Origin of the sequence: Actinophytocola sp. (assembly GCF_049647105.1) — a bacterium.
Taxonomy (GTDB): Bacteria; Actinomycetota; Actinomycetes; order Mycobacteriales; family Pseudonocardiaceae; genus Actinophytocola.
The window spans coordinates 22,528-46,402 of sequence record NZ_JBARWZ010000120.1; the positions used below are offsets into that span (position 1 = coordinate 22,528).

General features: G+C 70.8%; 24 protein-coding genes. 13 read left to right on the forward strand and 11 right to left on the reverse strand.

What is annotated here, in order from left to right:
* The first annotated feature begins 65 nt into the window (after positions 1–65).
* From WBA97_RS14270 to WBA97_RS14280, 3 genes are all read left to right on the forward strand, one after another.
* On the forward strand, positions 66–1,196 hold the full coding sequence (locus WBA97_RS14270) for a GAF domain-containing sensor histidine kinase (RefSeq protein ID WP_424231349.1): 1,131 nt from the start codon (positions 66–68) through the stop codon (positions 1,194–1,196).
* A gap of 94 nt (positions 1,197–1,290) precedes the next feature.
* A complete protein-coding gene (locus WBA97_RS14275; RefSeq protein ID WP_424231270.1) occupies positions 1,291–2,046 on the forward strand; it encodes an ABC transporter ATP-binding protein in 756 nt (251 codons plus the stop codon).
* On the forward strand, positions 2,046–4,556 hold the full coding sequence (locus tag WBA97_RS14280; RefSeq protein ID WP_424231271.1) for an FtsX-like permease family protein: 2,511 nt from the start codon (positions 2,046–2,048) through the stop codon (positions 4,554–4,556). Before WBA97_RS14275 ends, WBA97_RS14280 begins: the two co-directional genes overlap by 1 nt.
* A gap of 66 nt (positions 4,557–4,622) precedes the next feature.
* Here WBA97_RS14280 and WBA97_RS14285 read toward each other — a convergent pair whose 3' ends face one another.
* The 3 genes from WBA97_RS14285 to coaA form a co-directional block, all read right to left on the reverse strand.
* On the reverse strand, positions 4,623–5,279 hold the full coding sequence (locus tag WBA97_RS14285) for a response regulator (RefSeq protein WP_424231272.1): 657 nt from the start codon (positions 5,277–5,279) through the stop codon (positions 4,623–4,625).
* Between the two features lie 10 nt (positions 5,280–5,289).
* On the reverse strand, positions 5,290–6,033 hold the full coding sequence (locus WBA97_RS14290; RefSeq protein ID WP_424231273.1) for a maleylpyruvate isomerase family mycothiol-dependent enzyme: 744 nt from the start codon (positions 6,031–6,033) through the stop codon (positions 5,290–5,292).
* Between the two features lie 291 nt (positions 6,034–6,324).
* Complete coding sequence (gene coaA / locus WBA97_RS14295; RefSeq protein WP_424231350.1) at positions 6,325–7,248, reverse strand: type I pantothenate kinase; 924 nt, start codon at positions 7,246–7,248, stop codon at positions 6,325–6,327.
* A 35-nt stretch (positions 7,249–7,283) separates the two neighbouring features.
* Between coaA and WBA97_RS14300 the strand changes: the two genes are divergently transcribed.
* A complete protein-coding gene (locus tag WBA97_RS14300) occupies positions 7,284–7,781 on the forward strand; it encodes an N-acetyltransferase family protein (RefSeq protein WP_424231274.1) in 498 nt (165 codons plus the stop codon).
* Between the two features lie 119 nt (positions 7,782–7,900).
* Here WBA97_RS14300 and WBA97_RS14305 read toward each other — a convergent pair whose 3' ends face one another.
* Positions 7,901–8,521: a macro domain-containing protein gene (locus WBA97_RS14305; RefSeq protein ID WP_424231275.1), complete on the reverse strand. Its 621-nt coding sequence runs from the start codon at positions 8,519–8,521 to the stop codon at positions 7,901–7,903.
* A 119-nt stretch (positions 8,522–8,640) separates the two neighbouring features.
* On the opposite strand from WBA97_RS14305, the gene pheA reads away from it, so the two are divergent.
* The 3 genes from pheA (at position 8,641) to WBA97_RS14320 (ending at position 11,406) form a co-directional block, all read left to right on the forward strand.
* Positions 8,641–9,573, forward strand: a complete 933-nt coding sequence (pheA, locus tag WBA97_RS14310) for a prephenate dehydratase (RefSeq protein ID WP_424231276.1) — start codon at positions 8,641–8,643, stop codon at positions 9,571–9,573.
* Between the two features lie 79 nt (positions 9,574–9,652).
* On the forward strand, positions 9,653–10,609 hold the full coding sequence (locus WBA97_RS14315; RefSeq protein WP_424231277.1) for an ATP-binding cassette domain-containing protein: 957 nt from the start codon (positions 9,653–9,655) through the stop codon (positions 10,607–10,609).
* Positions 10,606–11,406 (forward strand): ABC transporter permease, encoded by an 801-nt coding sequence (locus tag WBA97_RS14320; protein ID WP_424231278.1) that lies wholly within the window; start codon positions 10,606–10,608, stop codon positions 11,404–11,406. Before WBA97_RS14315 ends, WBA97_RS14320 begins: the two co-directional genes overlap by 4 nt.
* Here WBA97_RS14320 and WBA97_RS14325 read toward each other — a convergent pair.
* A complete protein-coding gene (locus WBA97_RS14325; RefSeq protein ID WP_424231279.1) occupies positions 11,396–12,160 on the reverse strand; it encodes an arylamine N-acetyltransferase family protein in 765 nt (254 codons plus the stop codon). The genes WBA97_RS14320 and WBA97_RS14325 overlap by 11 nt on opposite strands.
* A 263-nt stretch (positions 12,161–12,423) precedes the next feature.
* On the opposite strand from WBA97_RS14325, the gene WBA97_RS14330 reads away from it, so the two are divergent.
* On the forward strand, positions 12,424–12,852 hold the full coding sequence (locus WBA97_RS14330) for a hypothetical protein (protein WP_424231280.1): 429 nt from the start codon (positions 12,424–12,426) through the stop codon (positions 12,850–12,852).
* Positions 12,853–13,042: 190 nt separating this feature from the next.
* On the forward strand, positions 13,043–13,714 hold the full coding sequence (locus tag WBA97_RS14335; RefSeq protein ID WP_424231281.1) for a DUF4232 domain-containing protein: 672 nt from the start codon (positions 13,043–13,045) through the stop codon (positions 13,712–13,714).
* On the opposite strand, the gene WBA97_RS14340 is transcribed toward WBA97_RS14335, so the two are convergent.
* Both WBA97_RS14340 and WBA97_RS14345 read right to left on the reverse strand, forming a co-directional pair.
* Positions 13,711–14,370 (reverse strand): response regulator, encoded by a 660-nt coding sequence (locus tag WBA97_RS14340; RefSeq protein ID WP_424231282.1) that lies wholly within the window; start codon positions 14,368–14,370, stop codon positions 13,711–13,713. The genes WBA97_RS14335 and WBA97_RS14340 overlap by 4 nt on opposite strands.
* Entirely contained in the window at positions 14,367–16,085 is a 1,719-nt protein-coding gene (locus WBA97_RS14345) for a sensor histidine kinase (protein ID WP_424231283.1), read from the reverse strand. The genes WBA97_RS14340 and WBA97_RS14345 overlap by 4 nt, the downstream gene beginning before the upstream one ends.
* 188 nt (positions 16,086–16,273) lie before the next feature.
* Here WBA97_RS14345 and WBA97_RS14350 point away from each other — a divergent pair, with 188 nt between their 5' ends.
* Positions 16,274–16,468 carry a hypothetical protein gene (locus WBA97_RS14350; protein WP_424231284.1) on the forward strand — a complete coding sequence of 65 codons (195 nt, stop codon included), beginning with the start codon at positions 16,274–16,276 and terminating at the stop codon, positions 16,466–16,468.
* On the opposite strand, the gene WBA97_RS14355 is transcribed toward WBA97_RS14350, so the two are convergent.
* Both WBA97_RS14355 and shbA read right to left on the reverse strand, forming a co-directional pair.
* Positions 16,465–16,779, reverse strand: coding sequence for an ArsR/SmtB family transcription factor (locus WBA97_RS14355; RefSeq protein ID WP_424231285.1), 315 nt, complete (start codon positions 16,777–16,779; stop codon positions 16,465–16,467). The two genes, WBA97_RS14350 and WBA97_RS14355, sit on opposite strands and share 4 nt — an antisense overlap.
* Positions 16,780–17,080: 301 nt before the next feature.
* Positions 17,081–17,734 (reverse strand): RNA polymerase sigma factor ShbA, encoded by a 654-nt coding sequence (gene shbA / locus WBA97_RS14360; protein WP_424231286.1) that lies wholly within the window; start codon positions 17,732–17,734, stop codon positions 17,081–17,083.
* Between the two features lie 228 nt (positions 17,735–17,962).
* Here shbA and WBA97_RS14365 point away from each other — a divergent pair, with 228 nt between their 5' ends.
* From WBA97_RS14365 to WBA97_RS14375, 3 genes are all read left to right on the forward strand, one after another.
* Positions 17,963–18,655 (forward strand): TetR family transcriptional regulator, encoded by a 693-nt coding sequence (locus WBA97_RS14365; RefSeq protein WP_424231287.1) that lies wholly within the window; start codon positions 17,963–17,965, stop codon positions 18,653–18,655.
* 68 nt (positions 18,656–18,723) lie between these two features.
* The gene (locus tag WBA97_RS14370; protein WP_424231288.1) at positions 18,724–19,620 is read left to right on the forward strand and encodes an AurF N-oxygenase family protein; all 897 of its coding nucleotides are present in this window, start codon (positions 18,724–18,726) and stop codon (positions 19,618–19,620) included.
* Positions 19,621–19,651: 31 nt separating this feature from the next.
* Positions 19,652–20,830 carry an RtcB family protein gene (locus WBA97_RS14375; protein ID WP_424231289.1) on the forward strand — a complete coding sequence of 393 codons (1,179 nt, stop codon included), beginning with the start codon at positions 19,652–19,654 and terminating at the stop codon, positions 20,828–20,830.
* 54 nt (positions 20,831–20,884) lie between these two features.
* On the opposite strand, the gene WBA97_RS14380 is transcribed toward WBA97_RS14375, so the two are convergent.
* Both WBA97_RS14380 and WBA97_RS14385 read right to left on the reverse strand, forming a co-directional pair.
* Positions 20,885–23,308, reverse strand: coding sequence for a VIT domain-containing protein (locus WBA97_RS14380; RefSeq protein WP_424231290.1), 2,424 nt, complete (start codon positions 23,306–23,308; stop codon positions 20,885–20,887).
* Positions 23,305–23,850, reverse strand: coding sequence for a MerR family transcriptional regulator (locus WBA97_RS14385; RefSeq protein ID WP_424231291.1), 546 nt, complete (start codon positions 23,848–23,850; stop codon positions 23,305–23,307). The genes WBA97_RS14380 and WBA97_RS14385 overlap by 4 nt, the downstream gene beginning before the upstream one ends.
* Between the last annotated feature and the right edge of the window lie 25 nt (positions 23,851–23,875).

Consider the following 23,875-nt stretch of genomic DNA (forward strand, 5'->3'; position numbering starts at 1 on the left):
CGGGGGGACGCAGGCCACGATCCTCGCCGGGACGTGACCGACATGGTGAACTCCGGGGAGGCGGCATCGAACCGGCACTCGCGGCGAAGGCGCTCGGTGCCTCCACCGAGATCGCGACGGCGGCGCTCTCCGGCGAGGACCCCGAGGCGGTGCTGCGCCTCGTCGTGCGGCACGCCGCCGAGCTGGCGGAGGCCGACCTCGGCCTCGTCATGACCCGAGGCGAGGACGGCTCGCTCACCGTCGAGGCCGCGCACGGCAGCCCCGGTCCCACCTTCACCAACCCGGTCGGCCTGGTCCTGTCCCCGCGCAGCTCCGCGGCCCGCACCGCCCGCAGCGGCGTCGCGGTCGTCGTCGACGACGTGGCCGCCGACCCGCGCACCGCGCCCTTCGTGCCCCGCGAGCTGCGGAACTTCGGGCCGTTCGCCGCCGCGCCGTTCGGCACCACGCAGCGCAGGCTCGGCGCGCTCACCGTCTACCGGCACCGCGGCGCCCGCCCGTTCGCCGAGGCCGCCGTCGACGTGCTGACCGCGTTCGCCGCGCAGGCCGGGCTCGTCCTCGTGCTCGCCGAGGGCGCCACCGCCCGCGCCCGCCTCACGCTCTACCAGGAACGCGAACGCATCGCCCGCGACCTGCACGACGTGCTCGTCCAGCGCCTCTACGCGGCAGGCATGCAGCTCGACCTGCTCGCCCGCCGCCCGTCCCGCAAGCTCGCCCGCAAGGACGAACGCAGGCTCGCCGACGCGATCGACCAGCTCGACGCGTCCATCGAGGACGTCCGCTCGGTGGTCCGCGCGCTGCGTAACCCGGACCTCGACGACGCGGTGGCCGACCTTGCCGAGTCCGTGCACACCGAGGTCGCGATCGCCGGGGAACTGCTCGGTTTCCCGCCGGTGCTGGAGATCGACGGCGACCTGACCGACGTGCCAGCCGCGCTCGCCGACCACGCCCGCGCCGCGCTGCGGGAGACACTGTCCAATGTGGTCCGTCACTCCGGCGCCCACCACGTGACCGTCCGGATCGGCCTCGACAGCGCACTGCGGCTGGTCGTCGCCGACGACGGCTGCGGCATTCCCGAGGGCGTCACCCATCGCGGCCTCACTCACCTGGAAGAGCGCGCACGGCAGGCGGGCGGCCGCTCGGTCGTGCGCTCTTCGCCCACGGGCACGACCGTGACCTGGACCGTTCCGCTGGGGTAGGGCTACCCCCACCTCCGGTTCGCCGGTCCGCACCAGTGTTAATGGCGTGCCGACCAGCGAGGCTTCTCCTGTGCGACAAGAGAAGAGGAACCCCATGACCCCGGACGTGGTGCGGCTTACGGACGTCCGGAAAACCTACGGCGGGCGCCGCAACGGCGTGACCGCCCTCGACGGCGTGACCATCGGCTTCCCGCGTGCCAGCTTCACCGCGGTCATGGGCCCGTCCGGGTCCGGCAAGAGCACGTTCCTCCACTGCGCCGCCGGGCTGGACCGCCCGACCAGCGGCTCGGTCCTGATCGAGGACGAGGAGCTGTCGAAGCTCTCCGAGGCCGACCTGACCAAGCTGCGCCGCGAGCGCGTCGGGTTCGTCTTCCAGGCCTTCAACCTGCTGCCCGCGTTCTCCGTGCAGGACAACGTGACGCTGCCGCTTCGGCTCGCGGGAAAGCGGATCAGGAGCGAGGCCGTTGCCAGGGTCCTGGCGCAGGTCGGGCTCGCGGAGCGGCGCAAGCACCTGCCGGGCGAGTTGTCCGGCGGCCAGCAGCAGCGTGTCGCGATCGCCCGCGCGCTGATCACCCGCCCGGCCGTCATGTTCGCCGACGAGCCGACCGGGGCGCTGGACACCCGCACCGCCCGCGAGGTGCTGAACCTGCTGCGTGCGTCGGTCGATCAGGGCGGGCAGACCGTCGTCATGGTGACCCACGACCCGGTCGCCGCGTCCTACGCCGACCGGGTCGTGTTCCTCGCCGACGGCAGGCTCGTCGGCGAGCTCCACCGCCCGACCGCGGAGGCCGTCGCCGAGCGCATGACGCACCTCGGTGCGTGGGCCGAGCAGCCCGCGGCGGTGCGGTGATGCTGCGTATCGCGTTGCGGACACTGCGGTTCCGCAAGGGCGCGTTCGTCGCGACGTTCCTCGCGATGACGTTCGGCGCCGTGCTGGTGCTGGCCTGCGCCGGGCTGATGGAGACCGGTATCCGGGGCGAGGTCCCCGCGCAGCGGCTGGCGGCCGCGCCCTTCGTGGTGACCGGCAGCCAGACCTTGGCGCTGCCGAAGGAGAACCCGGCCGACCAGGAGGAGGACAGCGAGGCCGCGTACCTGCCGGAACGCGTGCGCCTGCCGGACGAGTTGGTGGACGAGGTGTCGCGGGTGCCGGGGGTGGCGGCCGCGGTGGGGGACGTGTCGGTGCCGGTGCTGGCGGGGCGGCAGGGGACCGCTACCGCGCACGGGTGGTCGTCGGCGTCGCTGACGCCGGTGTCGCTGGTGTCGGGAACCGCACCCGCGACGGGGGAGGTCGTGCTCGGCCAGGGGGCAGGCACGGCCGTCGGTGAGCGGGTCGAGCTGGTCGTTCGGGGGAGCGCGGAGACGTTCACGGTGTCGGGCCTCGTGCCAGGGCAGGCCGTGTACTTCGCCGACGACCAGGTCGCCCGGCTCGCCGGTCACCCTGGCAAGGTCGACCTGATCGGGGTGCGCGTCGAGCCGGGTGCCGACCTGGCCGCCGTGTCCGACGGCATCGGCAAGCTGCTGCCCGGCCGGAACGCGACGCTGCTCGGTGGGGAGGAGCGCGGGCTCGCCGAGTTCGCCGGAGCCGAGAAGGCGAGCGAGAATCTGATCGTGCTGTCCGCGGTGTTCGGCGGGCTCGCGACGATGGTCATGCTGTTCGTGGTGTCCACGACGCTGGGCCTGTCGATCCAGCAGCGGCAGCGCGAGCTGGCCCTGCTGCGGGCGATCGGCACCACGCCGGGCCAGCTGCGGCGGATGGTGATCGGCGAGGCGCTGTTCATGGCGCTGTTCGCGGCCGGGTTCGGCCTGCTGCTCGGCGGCGTGTTCGGGGAGTGGCTGTTCGAACGGCTGGCGGACAACGGGATCGTGCCGACGGCGATGACCCACCACTCGGGCTGGCTGCCGATGGTCATCGCGTCCGGCGCGGTGCTGCTCGGATCGTTCTTCGGTGCGCTGGTCGCGGGCCGCAAGGCGGCGCGGACCCGGCCGACGGAGGCGCTGGCGGACGCGTCGATCCAGCGAAAGTGGCTGTCCTGGGTGCGGGTCGTGCTGGCGGTGCTCGCGTTCGGCGGCGGGATCGCGTTGTTCATCGTGACGATCGCGGTGATGACCGGCCCGATCGCGGCGAGCACGGCGGGCCCGTCGGTGATGCTGTGGGCGATCGCGCTTGCGCTGGTGTCGCCGGGGGTCACGAAGGTGTTCCTGGCGGTGCTGAGGTGGCCGGTGCGTGCGTTCACCGGGACCGCGGGGTACCTGGCGACGCTGTCGACGAAGACCCGCTCGGTGCGGGTGGCGGCCGTGGTCACGCCGATCATGCTGGCCACCGGCATGGCCACGGCCAACATCTACCTGCAGACCACGTCGACCGAGGTCGCGAACGCGGCGTTCGCGGACAACCTGCGGGCCGACCTGGTGCTGACCTCCGCGACCGGCGGGATCCCGTCCGGCGTGGTCGACGAGGTCCGGTCGGTGCCCGGCGTGACGGCCGCCGCCGAGTTCGCGACGAGCACGGTGTTCGTGATGAAGCCGTACGACTCGTCCCTGTCGGAGGACGGCTGGTCGGTGCAGGGCGTCAGCGGCTCGGCGGCCACCGAGACCACCGCGGTCACCCCGTCCTCGGGCTCGCTCGCGGACCTGACCGGCGACACGGTGGCCCTGCCCGAGACGCACGCGGCGACCCTGGGCCGGGGGATCGGCGACACGATCACCGTCACGATGGGCGACCGCGCGGAGGTGCCGGTCGAGATCGTGGCCCTGTACCCGGCGCGCGAGGGCTTCGAGACGCTGCTGATGCCCGCGTCGCTGGTGGCGTCGCACACCACGTCCGGTCTGCCGTCGCAGATCATGGTCCGCACGGCCGACCCGGCCGCGGTGACGAAGGCACTCGGCGACGTCGTTGCCACGCACCCCGGCCTGTCGGTGGTGGGCCGCGACGCGCTCGTGTCGGGGCACGCCAAGGACCAGGAACTCGGCGCGTGGATCAACTACCTGATGGCCGGCATGATCATCGCCTACACCGCGATCTCGGTGGTGAACAGCCTGGTCATGTCGACCGGTGCCCGGCGGCGCGAGTTCGGCCTACAGCGCCTGACCGGCTCCACCCGGGGGCAGGTGCTCCGCATGATGACGGTCGAGGCAGGCATGTCCACGGTCATCGGCGTCGCGCTGGGCACGCTGGTCGCAGGCATGACGCTGATGCCCTTCACGCTGGTCACGGACGGCTCGCTGCTGCCGAAGGGCCCGATCGAGATCTACCTGGCCGTGGTCGGCGCGGCCGCACTGCTCACCTTCGGCTCGACCCTGGTGTCCACCTGGGTCGGTCTCCGGACCCGGCCCGTGGAGGCGGCTGTCGCACCCGCCTGACGCGGCCGAAGCACTGCGGGCGGTCCCACCGGGGCCGCCCGCAGTCGCGTTACCGTGCCTGTCCTGTCAATTCCGGGGAGGCGGGCGGCTAGTTCCCTGCGGGCGGCGGGCGAACCACGCCACCGCCTGTGTGCGCCGCTCCATGCCGAGCTTCGCGAGCACCGACGTCACGTAGTTCTTGACCGTCTTCTCCGCCAGGAACAGCCGCTCCGCGATCTGCCGGTTCGACATGCCCTCGCCCATCAGCTCCAGCACGGCCCGCTCCCGGTCGGTGAGCGCCGCCAGCTCGTCGGTCGCGGCGTCGCGGCGCATGCGTTCCAGGACGCGTGCCGTCGTCACCGGGTCCAGCAGCGACCGCCCGGCCGCGACCTCGCGCACCGCGTCCACCAGGTCCTGCCCGCGGACCTGCTTCAGCAGGTAACCGGACGCGCCGGCCATGATCGCCTCGAGCAGCGCGCGCTCGTCGTCGAAGGCGGTCAGCACCAGACACCTCGGCGGCGGGTCCAGCTGCCGCAGCGCACGGCACAGCTCCACCCCGTCGCCGTCCGGGAGCCGCATGTCGACCACCACGACGTCCGGCAGGGTCTTGCCGACGCGCGCCAGTGCCTCCTCGACACCGCCTGCCTCGGCCACCACCTCGATGCCGGGTTCGCCGTCGAGCAGGTCACGCAGTCCGCGCCGCACCACCTCGTGGTCGTCGACGAGCGCCACCCTCACGGCCATGCCGGTCAGCCTATTGCGTGGTGACTCCCAGCATCGCCCTGAGTTTGCCGATCACCCACCGGTTGCCGTCCAGCTGCACCGCGCCGTCGCCCGCGCGCCGCCACACCCACCGCAGCACCGCCCCCGGCTCGCCGAACACACCCGCCTCCGGGTCGGACTCGCCACGCACCACCGTCACCTCGGTCGGTCCGAGCTGCACCTGCCAGCCCGCGCCCTCGGTCGCGATCTGCACGGTCCGCCCGTCGCACTCGCCGAGGTGCTCACCCAGCTCGTCCGGGTACTCCGCCGACGCGTACGCGAGGAAGCACGTCAGCACCTCGTCGATGCCGTCCTCCGCGAGGTCGGCCGGGATCGGGTCGTGCGCCACCCCGGCCGCCAGTTCGGCGTCCAGCCGGTGGATCACGGTCTCGTGCGCCATCCGCCGCAGCCAGAACCCCACGGTCTGGTCCGGTTCGTACCAGGTCAGCGCCCGGTCGGCGACGTCGCGTGCGGTCAGCTCGCCGAGGAGCTGCCGGTAGGCGTCGTCGAGCGCGGCGAGCGCGGCGTCGGGTAACGCGGGCGGCCACGGCGCGGGCCAGACCCCCTGCCGCATGGTCTCCGTCTTGTGCAGGTACACCTCGGCCAGGTGCCGCACGAGGTCGGCGCCGGTCCACCCGGGACAGGGCGGCACCGGCGCGTCCAGGGCACCCTCGACCACCGCACGCAGCCGCGTGAAGTCGGCGTCGAGGCACTCCAGGAATCTCTGCTCGTCCACGGCGACAACCCAACCACGGAGCACCGACAGTGTTGGATTTGCTCGCTCCGCTCGCGCTCGCGGGCCCTTGGCCCGGCGTCTTCCCTCCCTGCGCTGCTCACTCGCTCGTGGCCGAGCTCGCTGCGCTGCTCGCTCAGTCCAGACGCCGGCGGGCCCGCTCGGTTGGTTTTGCTCGCTCCGCTCGCGCTCGCGGGCCCTTGGCCCGGCGTCTTCCCTCCCTGCGCTGCTCACTCGGGAGTTCTTGGCCCGGCGTTTTCCTCCTGCGCTGCTCGCTCCGCTCGCGAGACCAGCTCAGAGTTTGCGTAGTCGAACCCGGGAGATCCGGTGGTCGGCGTCCTTGCGCAGCACCAGGGATGCCCTCGGTCGTGTCGGCAGGATGTTCCGCACCAGGTTCGGCTCGTTGATCTTCTGCCACAGCTTGGCGGCCTCGGCACGCGCCTGGTCGTCGGTCAGCCCGGCATAGTGGTGGAAGTGCGAGTCCGGGTCGGCGAACGCCGTGTCGCGCAGCGTGAGGAACCGCTCCACGTACCAGCGCGCGATGTCCTCGGTGTGCGCGTCCACGTAGATCGAGAAGTCGAACAGGTCCGCCACCGTGAGCCCCTGCCCTGGCAACAGCACGTTCAGGCCCTCGATGATGAGGATGTCCGGCTTGCGTACGACCTGGGTCTCACCAGGCACGATGTCGTACGCGAGGTGCGAGTACACCGGCGCGTGCACCTCGGGCGCGCCGGACTTCACGTCGGACACGAACCGCAGCAGGCCGCGCCGGTCGTAGCTCTCGGGGAACCCCTTGCGGCTCATCATGCCGCGCCGGATCAGGTCCGCCTTCGGCCACAGGAACCCGTCCGTCGTGACCAGGTCCACGTGCGGGTGATCCGGCCAGCGGGCCAGCAGTGTCTGCAGGAGACGCGCGGTGGTCGACTTGCCGACGGCGACGCTGCCCGCGATCGCGATCACGAACGGCACCCGCTGCGACCGCTCGCCGAGGAACGACGTCGTGTCCGCGTACAGGCGTTGATGCGCGGCGACCCGCAGGCTGATCAGGCGCGAAAGGGGCAGGTAGACGTCGACGACCTCGTCCAGGTCGACGGGATCGCCGAGCCCGCGCAGGCGGACCAGCTCGTCGAGGGTGAGCGTCAGCGGGGTGGCACGCCTCAGCTCCCGCCACTGGTCGCGACGCAGCTCCACGTACGGACTGGTGTCGCGGGTCTTCACCGCCACGTCAACAAACGTTAGGGCGTCGTGGCACCGTGAGCACTGTGACGCACTACACGCTCCGGCCGCTCACTCCCGCCGACAGGCCCGTTGTCACGCCGATCCTCGTGCGCGAGTGGGGCTCGACCCAGGTGGTGGCCCTGTCACTTGGTGGCGTGGTCGACGCCTCGACGCTGCCCGGCTGGCTCGCGGAGGCGGACGGCGAGGTGGTGGGCCTGATCACGTACGTGGTCCGCGACGACGTGGCGGAGCTGGTGACGATCAACGCGTTCGCGGGTGGTGGCGTCGGCGCCGCCCTGCTGGCGGAGCTGGCCGGGTACTGCCGGGCCGATGGGATCCGCGCCATCCACGTGACCACCACGAATGACAACACGAGGGCGCTGCGCTTCTACCAGCGTGCCGGCTTCCACCTGACCGCGCTGCGCCCCGGCGCGGTCGCGCAGGCGCGGAAAAGCAAACCGGAAATCCCTGAACGCGGCTTCGACGACATTCCCATCCGGGACGAACTGGAACTGAGCATGGAATTGCAATAGCTGCGTACGTCACGCGACGAAAAGGGAGCCGCGAGGCTCCCCTTTCTCAGCAGTTGACCAATTCTGGGCTCTGGTTCAGCAACTGCGCCATCGGGCTGGTGAACTCGCGCCGCGGTCCGTCACTGATCCTGTTCGCGCGGGGCGAACACCTCGTCCCACGCCGCCATCACCTGTCGTGCGCACACCTCGGGCGGCACGCCGCCGACCCCGGTGCCAAGGCCGGGCATGGCGATGGTCGACACCACCGAGTGCACCGGCCGTTCGTCTTCGAGCCTGCCTTCGCGCCACATCCGGAACACCGCGCGTGCCGCGAGGTAGGGGTGCACGGTGTCCTGGGGCAGGCGCTCTCCCGGCTCCCGCATCGTCGGCGCGCTGATCAGCCACGCGGGCGCCGCGACGTCGGTCGGCACGATCACGGCCTGGCCGACCGGCAGCTCACCGCCGTGGTAGGCCAGCACGGCGCTGCGCACGTGCTGTTCGATCGCGGGGAAGGCCCCGGCGTAGACCGCGTCGATCCCGCCACGCATCCACCCGAACGAGTTGGCCGGGCTCACCACCGCCTCCGCGGGCACGTCCAGCGTCGAGCCGCGATGCGTGTAGACCTCCTGCCGTCCGTCAGCGGCGGCCGCCCACGCGTCGGCCAGGGGATCTTCGACAGCGCACAGGACAAGCCGAAGCGGTTCCCTCGTCGCGGTCCCCGCTTGCGAAGCCTCTTCGGCGGCGGTCACGGGTTTCAGCATGGCATCCGGAGGGCACCGCGCGTAACCGTCATCTGGTAACTGGTAGCACCTGAAAGGTTAAGTCTCCGTGCACCCGATCGGGCGCGGTGGCAAGCGGAGCGCCGGACTATGGTGCTCTCGTGCCGAGCATCGCGTACTTCGGACCGCGGGGGACCTTCTCCGAGCAGGCCGCGCTCGCGGCGAACCGCCCGGACCACACGCTGGTGCCGGAGGCGACCGTGCCAGAGGCACTCGCCGCGGTCCGGCACGGCCGCGCCGACCTCGCGTGCGTGCCGGTGGAGAACTCCGTCGAGGGCGCGGTGTCCGCCACCATGGACGCGCTCGCCGTCGACGAACCGCTGGTCGCGGTCGCCGAGGTGGTGCTACCGGTCCGGTTCTCCCTGCTGGCGCGGCCCGGCTCGACCCTCGCCGACATCAAGTCCGTCGCCAGCCACCCGCACGCGCTCGCGCAGGTCCAGGGCTGGCTCGCGAAGCACCTGAGCCACGCCACGCAGCTCGCGGCGACCTCGACGGCGGGCGCGGCGGTCGGCGTGCTCGACGGCCACTGCGACGCCGCCATCACCGCGCCCGTCGCGGCCGTCCACTACGGGCTGGACGTGCTGGAGACCGGCATCGCGGACGTCGACGACGCGGTCACCCGGTTCCTCGTGCTGCAGCGGCCCGGCACCCCGCCCGCGCCGACCGGCTCGGACCGCACCTCGGTCGTCGCCGTCGCCGCCTACCAGCGCACCGGTGTGCTCGCCGAGATGCTCACCGAGCTGGCGCTGCGCGGCATCAACCTGAGCCGGATCGAGTCCCGCCCGATGAAGGGCCGCCTCGGCGAGTACCGCTTCTACCTGGACTTCGACGGCCACGTGGCGGAGCGGCGGGTCGCCGACGCGCTCGCCGCGCTGCACCGCCGCTGCCACGAGGTCCGCTTCCTCGGCTCCTACCCGAAGGCCGACGGCACGCCGACCCTCGCTGGCACGGACAACACCGACGCGGACTACACGGCCGCCACCGACTGGGTGGCCAGGTTGTGCGACGGCCGCACGGACGGGTCGGCGCGCTAGACCCTCCGCAAAAGCACGCGAGATTGTCGGTGCCCCGGTCTACAGTGCGCCCCGTCACGCCGAAGAACCAGGGGAGCGCATGTCAACCGACCCGGCCGTCCGTGCGGAAGCGCTGGTGAAGACCTACGGGTCCACCCGCGCGCTCGACGGCATAGACCTGGAGATACCGACGGGCACCGTGCTGGGCCTGCTCGGCCCGAACGGCGCGGGAAAGACCACGGCCGTCCGCATCCTGACGACCCTCCTGCGCCCGGACTCCGGCCGCGCGTGGGTCGCCGGGCACGACGTGCTGGCCGAGCCGCACAAGGTACGCAAGGCGATCGGGCTCTCCGGCCAGTACGCGGCCGTCGACGAGAACCTCACCGGTTTCGAGAACCTGTACATGGTCGGCCGGCTCTACGGCATGAACAAGCCGGACGCCCGTGCCCGCGCCACCGTGCTGATCGACCGGTTCCGGCTCACCGAAGCGGCGGCCAGAATGGCGAAGACCTACTCCGGCGGCATGCGCAGGCGCCTCGACCTCGCTGGCGCGCTGGTGGCCGAGCCGCAGGTGGTGCTGCTCGACGAGCCGACCACGGGGCTCGACCCGCGCGGGCGGCTCGAGACGTGGGAGGTCATCGGCGAGCTGGTGGCAGACGGCGCGACCGTGCTGCTGACCACGCAGTACCTGGAGGAGGCCGACCAACTGGCCGACACCATCCTCGTGATCGACCACGGCAAGGTCATCGCGGGCGGCACCGCCGACAAGCTGAAGAGCGAGGTCGGCGGCGAGCGGCTGGAGATCGTGGTCGCGGAGGAGGCCGAGGTGACGGTGGCGAGCCGGGTGCTCGCCGAGGTCGGCTCGGCGGAACCGACCGTGGACCGGCACGGCAAACGGGTGCAGGTGCTGGTCGACGGCGGGCCGAAGTCGCTGGTGGAGGCGTTGCGCAGGCTGGATGTCGAGGGCGTGACCGTCCTGGACGTCGGGTTGCACCGGCCCACACTCGACGACGTGTTCCTGTCGCTCACCGGCCGCGCGACGGAGGAGACCGCATGACCGTGCTGACCCAGGGCCTGCGCGACGGTGGCATCGTCGCGTGGCGCAACCTGCTCAACGTCCGCCGCAACGCCGACTGGCTGTTCGCCGCGGTGGTGCAGCCGATCATGTTCGTGCTGCTGTTCGCCTACGTGTTCGGCGGCGCGCTCGGCGGCGAGCAGTACCGCGAGTTCCTGATCGCGGGCATCTTCGTGCAAACGATCGCGTTCAACTCGGCGTTCACCGTGATCGGGCTCTGCAACGATCTGCAGAAGGGCATCATCGACCGGTTCCGCTCGCTGCCGATGTCGCGGCTCGCGGTCCTGCTGGGCAGGACGACGTCTGACCTGGTCGTCTCGTCGATGGCGCTGCTGATCATGTCGCTGTGCGGGCTGGTGGTCGGCTGGCGGATCCGGGGAAGCTTCCTGGACGCGGTGCTGGCCTACCTGCTGCTGTTGCTGTTCGGCTTCGCGATGTCGTGGATCGGCGCGCTGATCGGGTTGTCGGCGCCGAGCGTCGAGGTGGCGCAGAGCGCGGGCCTGATGTGGCTGTTCCCGCTGTCGTTCATCTCCTCGGCGTTCGTCGGCGCGGGCACGATGCCGGGGCCGCTGGGTGTGATCGCGGAGTGGAACCCGTTCACGGCGGTGATCCAGGCGGTGCGTGACCTGTTCGGCAACGAGGCGCCGCCGAACATGGCGCCGCCGCAGGGCTGGCCCGCGGACAACGCCGTGTTGTACGCAGTGCTGTCGTCGCTCGCGATCCTGGCGGTGTTCGTGCCGTGGTCGGTGGCGAAGTACCGGAGGGTGGCTAGCAAGTAGGCACGCGCGGCAGCGCGAAACCGAAGTGCTTCTCGTACGCCGCAAGGACTTCATCGTCGGTGGCGAGTGCGGTCTCGGTCCGCTCACCGTGCGCGGTCTCGAGCAGGCGGTTGCCGAGGATGGTGACGCGCCCGCTCTCGGTCGCGCGTGAGCACCGCGGTCCGGACCGGAAGTGCGACTCGGGCGAGTTCGCGTGCCACCAGGCCGGGCGCGCGAAGTCGGTGATCCTGCGCGGCCTCGGCTCGGCCCGGTACTGGCGCACGCCGTTCATGAGCACGTCGACGTCCCCGCCGGGCGCGTCGAGGACGAGAAACGAGCCCGCCGGGTCCTCCTGCGCCTCTGGCCAGTCACGGCGCAACGGGTAGGTCGAGTGCGCGCCGAACCCGACGTCGACGAGGTACCGCTCGTCCAGCTCGACGAGCAGCGCGAGGTGGTCGAAGGCGGGTGAGAGCGTGCCGTCGCCACCGAACACGCCGGCGGCGAGCATGCGCACGTCGTACCCGAGCGCGGTGAGCAGCGCGGCGAACGCCCCGTTGAGCTCGTAACAGAACCCGCCGCGCCGCCGCGCGACGATCTTGTCGACGAGCGCGTCCTCGTCGAGCGAGACCGGTTCCCCGAGGTGGAGCGACAGGTTCTCGAACGGCACGGCCTCGAGGTGCCGCCGGTGCAGTTCCCGGAGCGCGGCGGCGTCCGGCGCGGCGGGCCGCGGGGCGCCGATCCTGGCGAGGTACCGGTCGACGGTGTCGGTGTCCATGGGTACACAGTGACCGCTCCACCTAGCTTTAGGTCAAGCAGGAACCTTTCCGGTAAAGGACCAGTTTCGCCGAAATACTTGACGGATCCTTGATGCTCAGCGCTAATGGATGTTGATGGAGCAAGTGGATTCGCAACAAACCGGGAACGGTGTGAGGTGCTTCGGATGACCTGATGACCCGTCGGCGCTGCCGGGTCGACCTGCCGCAGCACCACGCCGTCCACCGGGGGTTGGGCGGCATGACGGCAGGAGGTGTGGGCATCATGAACACGTTTCTGATCGTGCTGGGGAGTGTCGTGGTTCTGGTTTTCGTCACGAGGTTCGTGGCGGGGAAGCGGCGCACCTGGGAACTGGACCGGGACTATTCACTGGAGCTGGCGTGTGGCCGCTCCCGCGCCATGCTGACGGCCGCGACCGCTGCCCGAGGTGTCCTGTGGGAAGTGGAGTTCACCGACAACGGCCTGCGCACGAGGCACATCCGCGCCCGCAACGTCATCCACGTGTCGATCTCGGAAATCCCCGACCGAAACGGCCGCAGCGTCGCGAAGGTGTGGACCCGCTACGCACTGACCGACGGGGCGCTGATCCAGCGCCCCCGCTCCTACACCGACACCCGCCGCAAGCGCGACAGGATCATCCGTGCACTGACGACGCACGCCGCCCAACGCCCGCGAGACGCGCGAATCCGCTGACGCATCGGCCGGTGGAACGGGCCGGGTTGCTCCGCTGCGCGTGACAGCTTCTCACTGTCCGTGAAGATGTTTCGTTTGTTCTTACCCAATGCGGGGTAGTTCTGGTTGGAAGCAACCCAGGGCGCGGTGGAACGTCCTTGCGAGTAGATGTCAGAAGTGCGTCCAGTGGTGTCGGGGCCAGGTGGAGGCGATGACCATGCTGCGGTCCAGGATCGGCGCAGGCGTGATGATCAGCGGCGCGGTGCTGCTGCTCGCCGCTTGCAACACGGGTGGGACGGCCAGTTCGGGTGATCCGGACGTGCCGACCATCCAGCAGAGCAGTTCCCAGTCGGCGGCCGAGGCGCCGCCGCCCGCGACGACCGCGCCCAGCACGGCGAAGGCGGAGCAGCCGCCGCCCAGTGTCGGCGGGGGCACTCAGCCCGCCAGCACAGAGTGCAAGGTCGCCGATCTCAAGCTGAGTCTCGGCGGCGGTGACTCGGCCGCGGGCACGACCTACCGCAGCGTCGTCTTCACCAACAAGGGCAGTCGTACCTGCACCATCCAGGGCTTCCCGGGCGTCTCGTACGTCGCCGGTGACGACGGGCACCAGGTCGGGCCCGCCGCGTTCCGGTCCGGCAAGAAGGGTCCGGTCGTCACGTTGAAGCCGGGCAGCAGTGCCTTCGCGGACGTCGGGTTCGTGCGGGTCGAGAACTTCGACCCGGCCACCTGCAAGCCGACCGGGGTGCGTGGGCTGCGGATCTACCCGCCGCACGACTACGACTCGATGTTCCTGCCCAACACGGGCATGGGCTGCGCGGGCACCCCGCCCGGCAACCAGCTGACCGTCGCGACGGTTCAGAGCGGCACGGGCGGCGGCGCCTAGCCTTCGCCGCTTATCAAGCCGGTGCGCCACGCCCACGCGGCCACCTCGACGCGGTTGCGGGCCCCGATCTTGGCCTGCACCGCGGCGAGGTGGGTTTTCACCGTCGAGAGCGACAGGTAAAGCTCTGTCCCGATCTCGGTGTTGGTGAGCCCGCGCGCGGCGGCCTTCACGACGTCCAGTTCCCGGTCGGTCAGCGGCTCGGTCGCCGACTTGGCCGGCGCGGTCGCGTTCGCCGTCGAGAAGTGTTTGAGCAGCCGCACGGTGATCTGCGGCGACACCAGCGCGTCGCCGCGGTCGGCCGCGCGGACCGCCTCGAGCAGTAGCGCCGGGCCTGCGTCCTTCAACAGGAAACCGTTGGCGCCGCCCGCGAGCGCGGCGTGCACGTACTCGTCCAGATCGAAGGTCGTGACCACCACGACCTTCAGCGGGTCCGCCACCCCCGGCCCGGCGAGCGTCTTGGTCACCTCGAGGCCGTCCATCCCGGGCATGCGGATGTCCAGCAGGCACACGTCCGGCCGCAGCTCCCTCGCGCGCCGCACCGCCGACACTCCGTCGGCGACGTCCGCCACCACCTCGATGTCGTCCTGTGTCTCCAGGATCATCCGGAAACCCGCGCGCACCATCTCCTGATCGTCTGCGATCAGTACCCGGATCACGTTCCCTCTTTCCGCAGCGGCAGCCACGCCTCGACGCTCCAGCCGACGTATCCGCTGGGCCCCGCGTCGAACCGGCCCCCGAGTAGCTCCACCCGCTCACGCATGCCGACCAGACCGTAGCCGCCGGAACCGCCCGCCGGGTTCACCGGGCGCTGCGAACCGTCGTCGGCTACCCGGATGTGCAGGGTGCCGCTCGGCGTCGTGGCCACCAGTACCCGCACGGCGCTCGCGTCCGGCGCGTGCTTGCCGACGTTCGTCAGCGACTCCTGCACCAGCCGCAGCACCGACCGGCCGACCTCGTGCGGCAGCTCGTCCGGCAGGTTCAGCTCCATCTCGACCGGCGGGCCCGCGAAGTTCTCGGCGAGCCCGGCAAGGTCGCCCGCGAGGTCGGTGGTCGCCTGTTCCGCCATGTCGGTGTTGCCTGCGGTCCACGCGGCCGTGCCGTCGCGGAGGCTGCCGACGAGCGTGCGCATGGCCTTCAGTGCTTCCGTGCCGCTGCGCTCGATCTTCTCCAGCGATGGCACCGCCACCTCGGGGTTCTTCCCGGCGACCAGCAGCGCGGCCTGCGCCTGCACGACGATGCCGGTGACGTGGTGCGCGACCACGTCATGCAGCTCGCGCGCCAGCGCCATCCGCTCGCCCTGCTGCGCCGACGTCACCGCCGCCTTCACGGTCTGGTTCCGCTCCCGGTCCCGCGCGCGGAAGTACACCCCCGCGGCGATCGACACGAGCAGCAGGAAGATCAGGATGAGCGAGAAGTTGGCGTCGGTGATGGTGGAGACGTCCCGCACCGCCATCGCCAGTGCGTTCGCCGTCGCCAGCCCGGCCGTGGCCCACACCGCCTGCCTGCGTTCCGCGTACCGGACGACGAACGCGACCAGCGCCATGCTCGCGGCGAGTCCGGTGAAGGACACCGGCAGCCCGTGCCCCCCGTACATCGCGGCGACCAGCCCGCTGAACAGCAGCGCACCCGCCGCGAGCCACGTGTTCCGCAGCGGGTACTTCGGCGCGAAGAACGCGCACATGCCCGCCACGGCCGACCCGGCCAGCCCGACGACGCTGTGGATGCCGCCCTGGGACAGCTCCAGCATGGCGAGCACGCCCAGCGCCGCGCCGAGCGGCCACTGCTTGCGGACCAGCGCGCCCATCTCGGTCTCGACCCGCTGCTTCGCGGTCCGCCGCAGGTAGAGGCCGGTGCCGACGGCCGCGACCAGCAGCACGAAACCGAACAGTAGCGACTGGATCAGGTCGGTCGGCGAGATGAGCCGGACGAACGAGCCGGGGTAGTTGTCGCAGTAGTAGTACCCGCAGTACGGCTGCCGCACGGCGATCGATGCCAGGCACGCCATGACCAGCGCCGTGGTGCAGGCGAACGCGACGACCGGCGCGGCCCGCCACACGACCAGCACGACGAGCACGGTTCCGGCGATCAGCTCGGTGAGCATGATGTGGGACAGCGCGATCGACTGTGTGCTCACGTCGAAGGCCCGCATCATCAGCGACGACGAGGTCAGCGTGAGCGCGCCGACGATCGACGCGATCGCGGGGCGGTTGACACCCAGCCACGCGCACGCGGCGAAGATCGCGGCCCCCGGCAGCGGCATCAGCTCCCGGGCGGTCGCCGGTGTGCCCATGACGATCATCGTGAAGTCGAGCAGCAGGGCGACGCCCAGCAAGGTGGCCAGCCAGCGATGCGGCACCGGTTGCGGTGTCATGCGGCTCAAACTAGGACAGCGACGAGCGTTCCGCCTCGGCCGACCGGCGGGCGGGGGTCGGCCGATCGGCCAGTACGCGCCCTCGGCGCGGTGACCGCTTGGCCGGGTGGGCGCGGCTGTTCGACCGATCCGAGGGACAGGTCTCCGGAGAGAAGCTGTGACCAGCAAGTTCACCGGAGGAGGAAGACATGCTGCAGGCGGTTCTGGTGTGGTCGGGGGCAGTGCTGGCGATCGGACTGCTGCTGGTGATGGCGCTTGGCCCGGTCATCGTGGAGATCGACTCGTGGTTCGAGCGGCGGCGCGACAAGAAGCGGATCGCCGCCAAGCGGCAGAGCAAGAGCGAGGCGCCGGTGGCGCAGCGCATCGCCCACCCGGTCGGCTAACCGGCGGCGAGGACGATGCTGACGAGGCCGGGGAAGCGCCCGTCCAACTCGTCCAGCCGCAGCGTGTTCATCCGCTGCCTGCCGTCGTCGTACTGGCGGAGGATGCCCGCCTTGCGCAACGTCTGGAAGTGGTGGCTCAGCGTCGAGGCGGCGACCGGCAGGCCGAACGTGCCGCAGGGCCGGTCGCCGTCGGACAGGAGCAGCCGGATGATCTGCCGCCGCGTGGGATCGGCCAGCGCCCGGAGCACGTCGTCGACCTCGACGGACTCGACGTCCGGATGGGAAAGCGGCGCCCACCGCCCGATCGGCATGCCAGGCAGACCTCTCAGTCTTTTCGATACTTAACGAAGACTCTACCCTGGCCGCTGATCGAGGGGCAGGTGGCGAGGTCGTGACGTGAATCGGCGGCGCGGGCAGCCCCCTGCAGCTGTCCGCGCCGCCGAGGTCCCTAGCGGCCCGGCCCAGAACGTTCACCATGTCTCGACCCGCCCACGACGCGCCTGGACGGGTTGCCGGAACGGCCGAGTACACCCGGTACGCGCGCCGTCCCGTCGCCCCGCCCAGCCACGCCGTGGACCCGCCGATACACGGCCAACGTTCTGAGCCGGGCCACTAGCGGGTGACGGTCTTGCGCAGCCGGTTGAGTGCCCGGTGCTGTGCGACGCGGACCGCGTCCGCGGTCGTGCCGACAGCGTCCGCGGTCTCCTGCGCGGACATGCCAAGCACCACTCGCATCACGACGATCTCCCGCTGGCGCGGCAGTAGCGTGCGCAGCAGGTCGCCTGCCTGCTCGACCAGTTCGCGGCGCAGCGTGATCTGTTCGGGGCTCGCGTCGTCGAGCACGGTGTCCGGGGTCTCCGCGGTCGGCAGCGAGCGGTCCCGTGCCGCGGCGCGGTGGACGTCCGCCACCTTGTGGGACGCGACGCCGAACACGAACGACAGGAACGGGCGGCCGAGGTGCCGGTAGGTGGGTAGCGCGCGGAACACCGCGATGCACACCTCCTGCGCGACGTCGTCGGCCGAGCTGATCGGGCGCACCCGGCCCAGTTTCGTGCGGCAGTACCGCACCATGATCGGGCGCAGGTAGCCGAGCAGTTCGTCGGTCGCGGCCTGGTCCCCGGCGGACGCGGCGACCGCGACATCGTCCAGGTTCACCCGTGTCACCGGGCGTGACCATGCCGGAATGGTGACCGGTGGCGCGGTCACACCCGCCAGCTCTGCCTCGAGCTGTGAGAGGTCGAAATCTGGCTCTGCCGTGCACAACATCGCGTGCCTCCTGTGCCCCCCGGCTGTTGTGTTCACTCAAGAGAGCACGAACAGGCTGCACAAATACGTCGCAGGCGAAATCAGATCCCCGTGGAACCAAAGCGTTGCCCCATTGGGCAGCACCCCTGCACAGGACGTGCCTTGCCGGTTACCGCCTGCTGATCAGCACGTCGAGTCCTCGGTGCCGAAGTACGGGTTCGGCCGGTTGGTCAGGGATACGGTGAACGGGTGGCGGAATCTCCAGGGGCGGACGTCAGAACCCCCAAGAGCGAGGCGACTCGCACGCTGATCGTGGAGACGGCGCTGCGGTTGTTCCAGGAGAACGGCTACGACAAGACGACCATGCGGGCCATCGCCAAGGAGGCGGGGGTCTCGGTCGGCAACGCGTACTACTACTTCTCGTCGAAGGATCAGCTGGTCCAGGGCTTCTACGACCGGATAACGCAGCTCCACGACGAGGCGTGCGCCGAGGTGCTGGCCACCGAACGCGACTTCGCCAGACGTCTGCGCGCGGTGATGGTCAGGTGGCTGGAGGTCGCCGCGCCCTACCACGAGTTCGGCACGCAGTTCTTCGTGAACGCCGCCGACCCGGACAGCCCGCTGAGCCCGTTCTCCACCGAGTCGAGCCCCGCTCGCGACGCGCAGATCGCGTTGTTCCGGCGGGTGCTGGAAGGGTCGACGGCGAAGGTCGACCCCGAGCTGCGGCCCGAGCTGCCCGAGTTGCTGTGGCTGTACGAGATGGGCGTGGTGCTGTTCTGGGTGCACGACCGCTCGCCGGACTGCCGGCGCACGCGGATGCTCGTGGACCGCACTGTCCCGCTGCTCGACCGCGTGATCGGCCTGTCGCGCCTGCGGCTGCTGCGACCGGTCACGAGGGAGATCGTGCAGTTGATCGGCGATCTGACCCGCCAGGACGCTTGACAGGGCCACCGTCGCGGTACAGCCTGACTGTTACGTGAAGTAACAGGTACTTGTCTGGGAGGACCGCGATGGCGCGAGCGCTGCAACCCAAGGACCGGGACGTCACCGCAGAGCGGCTGCTCGACTCGTCCATGCGCAACTCCTACGACCCCGATGTGGACATCGACTGGGATGCGCCACTGGTCGAGGGCAAGGCCTTCATGCCGGAGGAACGGGTGTCGCTGTACGGCACCCACCTGTGGGACCGGCTGACCCCGGAGCAGCGGCTGGAGCTGTCGAAGCACGAGATCGGCAGCATCACCAGCGTCGGGCTGTGGACCGAGATCGTGCTGATGCAGCTGCTCGCCCGGTATGCGGCCGACCTGGACCCGCGCAGCCCGCACACGCACTACGCGCTGACCGAGATCGGCGACGAGACCAGGCACGCGATCATGTTCGGCAAGGGCATCGCGCGGCTCGGGCTGCCCGCCTACGGCCCGCCGCGGGTGGTGCGGGTGCCTGCGAAGGTGTTCGGCGCGGTCATCGGCGGCCCCGCGATGTTCGCGTCGGTGCTGGTCGTCGAGGAGACCACGGACCGGCTGCAGCGCTCGATGCTCGACGACGAGCGCGTCCAGCCGATGATCCGCATGATCAACCGGATCCACGTGGTGGAGGAGGCCAGGCACGTCCGGTACGCGCGCGAGGAGTTGGTGCGCGGCCTCGAGAAGCTGGGCAGGGCCGCGCTGGAGGTGCACCGCCTGGTGACGGCGGTGGTCGCGGCGACGGTGATGGACATCCTCGTGCACCCCGGCTCGTACGCGGCGGTGGGCCTCGACCCGCGCGAGGCACGGAAGGTGGCGCTGGCGAACCCGCACCACCACGAGTCACGCCGGTGGATGGCGGAGAAGATCGTGGCGTTCCTCGACGAGGTCGGCATGATCGGCGGCCCGTCGAAGGCCATCTGGAAACGCGCCCATCTCATTTAATGGGTTGGTTCCGTTCCCTACTCTTGAACTCATGGCAGCGACCACGATTTCAGGAAAGCACGTCGACATTCGCATGTGGACCCGGCCGGAGACGGTCGAGGAACAGGCGATGCGGCAGCTCCAGAACATCGCCGCGCTGCCGTGGACCTTCAAGCACGTCGCCGTCATGCCGGACGTGCACTACGGGAAGGGCGCCACGGTCGGCTCGGTGATCGCGATGCGTGACGCCGTGTCCCCGGCCGCCGTCGGGGTGGACATCGGCTGCGGCATGACCGCGGTCCGTACCTCACTGCGCGCGGCCGATCTCCCGGATGACCTGCGGCGCCTGCGTTCCGAGCTGGAGCGCGCGGTCCCGGTCGGCTTCGGCCAGCACCGCGCGACCGCGTTCTCCGACCGCGACGCGGCCGACTGGGACACGTTCTGGCGCGGCTTCGAGCACCTGACCTCCTCGGTGAAGGCGAACTCCGCCAAGGCACTGCACCAGATGGGCACCCTCGGCGGCGGCAACCACTTCATCGAGATCTGTCTCGACACGGACGGCGACGTGTGGGTGATGCTGCACTCGGGTAGCCGCGGCATCGGCAACCTGCTCGCGCAGCACCACATCGAGGTGGCGCGCGGTCTGGCGCACAACGAGTCCCTGCCGGACCCGGACCTTGCGGTGTTCCTCGCGAACACCAGGGAGATGAAGGAGTACCGCCACGACCTGTTCTGGGCACAGGACTACGCCCGCCGCAACCGGGCGGTGATGCTCCGGCTGATCTGCGACGTGCTACGCAAGCAGTTCCCTCGGGTCAGGTTCGAGGAGCCGATCTCGGCGCACCACAACTACGTCGCCGAGGAGACCCACTTCGGCGAGGAGGTTCTGGTGACCCGCAAGGGCGCGATCCGCGCGGGCCGGGGCGACATGGGCATCATCCCGGGCTCGATGGGCACGGGGTCCTACATCGTGCGGGGCCTCGGCAACCCGGACTCGTTCGAGTCGGCGTCCCACGGCGCCGGACGCCGGATGTCCAGGAACAAGGCCCGCAAGCGGTTCACCGCCGAGGACCTGGCCACCCAGACCGCTGGCGTCGAGTGCCGCAAGGACAACGGCGTCGTGGACGAGATCCCGGCCGCGTACAAGGACATCGACGAAGTGATCCGCAACCAGGCCGACCTGGTGGAGGTCGTGGCGAAGCTGAAGCAGGTCGTCTGCGTCAAGGGCTGAAACCGAATGGCGCGTCCGGGACAGCGAGCGTCCCGAACGCGCCTTTCGCCCGTGTCAGCGTTTCCAGAACGCGCGGCGGGGTTTGGTGTGGCCGCCGTTCGCCAGGGACTCCAGCGTGGTGATCGCCTGCTGCCAGCGGCGGTCGACGTCGGCCGGGTCCGAGGTGGGGACGGCCAGTTCCGTCGACAGGGTGCCAAGCGCGGTGCGCGCGTCCTGCGGTTCGTTGTTCTGCTGCCACACCGTCAGCAGGACCCGGATCCGTTCCGACAGCGCGGCCAGCAGGCCCGCTCGCAGCCACACGTCCTGGCCCTCGTTGCCGCGCAGGCGTGTCAGCTCCTCCCGCACGAACGTTGCCAGCGATTCGCCGTCGCCCGGAGCGGGCACGGGTGGTGCCGGCGTCGGGCGGGCGGCCCGCTTGCGTGGCGCCGCCGATCCTGGCCTCGGGGCGGCGGCGCGTGGGGCAGGCATCGGCATGCCCGGTGCGGGGCTGCCGAAGGCGTCGCCGGGAGGTGCGCTGAAGGTGGCCTGGCCGTAGCCGCCTCCGGCCAGGCCGAGATTGGTCGCCGCGCCGAAGACCGGCATGGCCGCCTGCATTGCCGGGGCGCCGCCCAGGGCAGGGGCATCCCAGCCGCTCGGGAGGTCCACCGGCTGCGTGACCTGGCGGGTGTTGCCGCCCTCGTTCACCACTCGCTGGTCGACCGCCACGAACGCGGTGAACCGCGACAGCACGCCGAACTTCAGTGACGTCTCGACGATGCGGTCTTCCAGCGAGGTCTGGCCGGTGACGTACTTGTCCTCGAGGTCGCGGATGCTCGCTCGCGCCCACAGGGCCGCGAGGGCCGGGTTGTCGCTGTGGGTGGCCGTGAGCGTCGCCAGAAGGTCCGGCAGGCCGCTCACCGTCACCGCGCCGTGCGGCGAGCCCGAGTAGCGGCCCATCACCACCACGGGCGCGCCAGGGAACACGTCCGGGAGCGGCGCGGGTGCCAGCGTCGCCGCGTCCACCGCCAGCCCGTCCTGCGTGACCCGCAGTTCCGTTACCAGCGGGTGGCCGATCCTGCGGTGGATGTTGTGCATCGCCTCGTCGAAGCGGTCCTCGGACTCCACCAGCTCGCAGCGGCCCCGCGAACCCGCGAGCCGCTGCAGGAAGCCCTCGTTGACCGCCCTGTCGATGCCCACCGTGTGTACGCGGACGTCGGTCAGTTTCGGCGACAGCTCGTGCAGGAGCTGGTCCTCGTTGCCGATCTGGCCGTCCGTGACCAGCACGAGGACGCGTTCATGGCCCGCGTTCTCGCGCAGAAGGTCGGCCGCGCGGCGCAGCGGGGACAGCATCTCGGTGCCGCCTCGCGCGTCCAGGGTCGCCAGGAACTCCACCGCGCGGAAACGGTTGCGGTCCGTCGCCTCCGCCAGCAGGTTCGGCAGGCCGGGCGGGGTGTCGATCTGGTGGTCGAACGCCAGTACGGCGAACCGGTCGGCACCACCGAGCGTGTCGATGATCCTGGCCGCCGCCCGCCGGGCCGCGACCATCTTCCAGCCACCCATGGAGCCGGAACGATCCAGGACCAGCACCACGTCGCGGCCACGCTCCGGCGCCGCACCCGTGGGAGGCAGCACGGTCAGCGCGAACGTGCCGCCCTGTTCGTCCTGGTCCGGCAGGACCGCGAGCGCGGTGCTCACCGCCGACTCGTCGCCGACCGTCAACCGCAACAGGAAGTCGCGGTCGGCGCGCTCGCCGGGGTTCAGCCGGATCCGCATGCCGCCCGGGGTGTCCTCGGTCGCGGTGGCGTGCAGGCTCGAGCGCACCCCCGCCAGCGGAAGACCGGCCGCGTCGACGTCCACCTCCAGCGAGAGGCCGACCGGGTTGGGAAAGCCGGGGAGCAGCACCGGCGGCGAGATGCGGGACGCGTCGGGCACCTCGTTGGTGTCCATGGCGGTGCCGTCACCCACCTGCTCGCCGTCCACCGGCTGGCCGGGGATGTACTTCGGCGCCACCACCAGCGGGAACCGGTACGTGGCCTCGCCGTCCTCGTAGGACAGCGCACCGGCCAGCGTCAGGTGCACGGTCACCCGCTCGCCGGGCAGGATGTTGCCGACGCGCATGGTGAACACGCCCGGCCGCTCCTCTTCGGCGATCGACGCACGCTTGCCCTCCTGGATCGCCTGGTCGTAGGTGGCGCGTGCCTCGCCGCGCTCCTTCAGCACGCCTTCGACGACCCGGCCGTCGGCCGCCATGCGCATCGCCGTGACGGCCGCGCGTGGCGGCAGCGGGAAGACGTACGTGGCCTCGAGCGGCTCGTCGTAGGAGTTGCGGAAGCCCTGCGTCAGCTCGGTGTGCGACGCGAGGCCGGTGATCCTGGCGCGGACGTCGATCGACTCCAGCGGCAGGTTGCCGTGCTTGGTCCGCAGGCAGCCGAGCCCGTCGTCGTCGGTCGGCCGGGCGGCCACCTCCGCCTGGTCGATCAACTCGATGTCGGTGCTCATCGGCGTTCCTTTCGTGGGGTCAGACCGAGCCGCTCGAGCGCGTCGAGCAGTGGTGCCGCGGCCGTGGTCAGTTCCGCGATGTCGGCGTGGTCGAGATTTCTGGTGACACCGTCCAGCACTACCGTGACAGTGTCATCGATACGGAACGCAGGCACGACATTCGTGACAGTGCCCGGTTCCGGCGCGTCGCCGTTCCGGCCGTGGCCGATGTCCACGGCGACGTTCGCCTTGACCTCGGCCAGGACGGTGAGCTCGGCGTTGGTGGCACCGAGCAGTCGCTCCTGCACCTCGGCCAGTGCCAGTCCCCGTGCCTGCAGCTTCTTGATGGCCGCCAGCTGCAGTGCGTGCCGCTCGCCGTACAGCGCGACCCGGCCCCGGGTGGCGAGCGGACGGTCGACGAGTCCGATGGTCGTGTACCACCGGATGGTCCGCCCGTTCGGCAGCTCACGGACCCGGCCGCTCCGCTGACCGTCGTAGTCATCGGCCAGGAGGTCGGCGACACGTTCCGAAAGCTGTTCGAGGGTGTACAGCTCGTCGCTCATGCGGCAATGATGACAGTGTTTGATG

What these genes read in the sequence shown, in the direction of transcription:
- WBA97_RS14275 (WP_424231270.1), top strand. Translation starts at nt 1,291, where the DNA reads ATGACCCCGGACGTGGTGCGGCTTACGGACGTCCGGAAAACCTACGGC.
- WBA97_RS14280 (WP_424231271.1), top strand. Translation starts at nt 2,046, where the DNA reads ATGCTGCGTATCGCGTTGCGGACACTGCGGTTCCGCAAGGGCGCGTTC.
- WBA97_RS14285 (WP_424231272.1), bottom strand. Translation starts at nt 5,279, where the DNA reads ATGGCCGTGAGGGTGGCGCTCGTCGACGACCACGAGGTGGTGCGGCGC.
- WBA97_RS14305 (WP_424231275.1), bottom strand. Translation starts at nt 8,521, where the DNA reads ATGCTGAAACCCGTGACCGCCGCCGAAGAGGCTTCGCAAGCGGGGACC.
- WBA97_RS14315 (WP_424231277.1), top strand. Translation starts at nt 9,653, where the DNA reads ATGTCAACCGACCCGGCCGTCCGTGCGGAAGCGCTGGTGAAGACCTAC.
- WBA97_RS14320 (WP_424231278.1), top strand. Translation starts at nt 10,606, where the DNA reads ATGACCGTGCTGACCCAGGGCCTGCGCGACGGTGGCATCGTCGCGTGG.
- WBA97_RS14325 (WP_424231279.1), bottom strand. Translation starts at nt 12,160, where the DNA reads ATGGACACCGACACCGTCGACCGGTACCTCGCCAGGATCGGCGCCCCG.
- WBA97_RS14330 (WP_424231280.1), top strand. Translation starts at nt 12,424, where the DNA reads ATGAACACGTTTCTGATCGTGCTGGGGAGTGTCGTGGTTCTGGTTTTC.
- WBA97_RS14335 (WP_424231281.1), top strand. Translation starts at nt 13,043, where the DNA reads ATGACCATGCTGCGGTCCAGGATCGGCGCAGGCGTGATGATCAGCGGC.
- WBA97_RS14345 (WP_424231283.1), bottom strand. Translation starts at nt 16,085, where the DNA reads ATGACACCGCAACCGGTGCCGCATCGCTGGCTGGCCACCTTGCTGGGC.
- WBA97_RS14350 (WP_424231284.1), top strand. Translation starts at nt 16,274, where the DNA reads ATGCTGCAGGCGGTTCTGGTGTGGTCGGGGGCAGTGCTGGCGATCGGA.
- WBA97_RS14355 (WP_424231285.1), bottom strand. Translation starts at nt 16,779, where the DNA reads ATGCCGATCGGGCGGTGGGCGCCGCTTTCCCATCCGGACGTCGAGTCC.
- shbA (WP_424231286.1), bottom strand. Translation starts at nt 17,734, where the DNA reads ATGTTGTGCACGGCAGAGCCAGATTTCGACCTCTCACAGCTCGAGGCA.
- WBA97_RS14370 (WP_424231288.1), top strand. Translation starts at nt 18,724, where the DNA reads ATGGCGCGAGCGCTGCAACCCAAGGACCGGGACGTCACCGCAGAGCGG.
- WBA97_RS14375 (WP_424231289.1), top strand. Translation starts at nt 19,652, where the DNA reads ATGGCAGCGACCACGATTTCAGGAAAGCACGTCGACATTCGCATGTGG.
- WBA97_RS14380 (WP_424231290.1), bottom strand. Translation starts at nt 23,308, where the DNA reads ATGAGCACCGACATCGAGTTGATCGACCAGGCGGAGGTGGCCGCCCGG.
- WBA97_RS14385 (WP_424231291.1), bottom strand. Translation starts at nt 23,850, where the DNA reads ATGAGCGACGAGCTGTACACCCTCGAACAGCTTTCGGAACGTGTCGCC.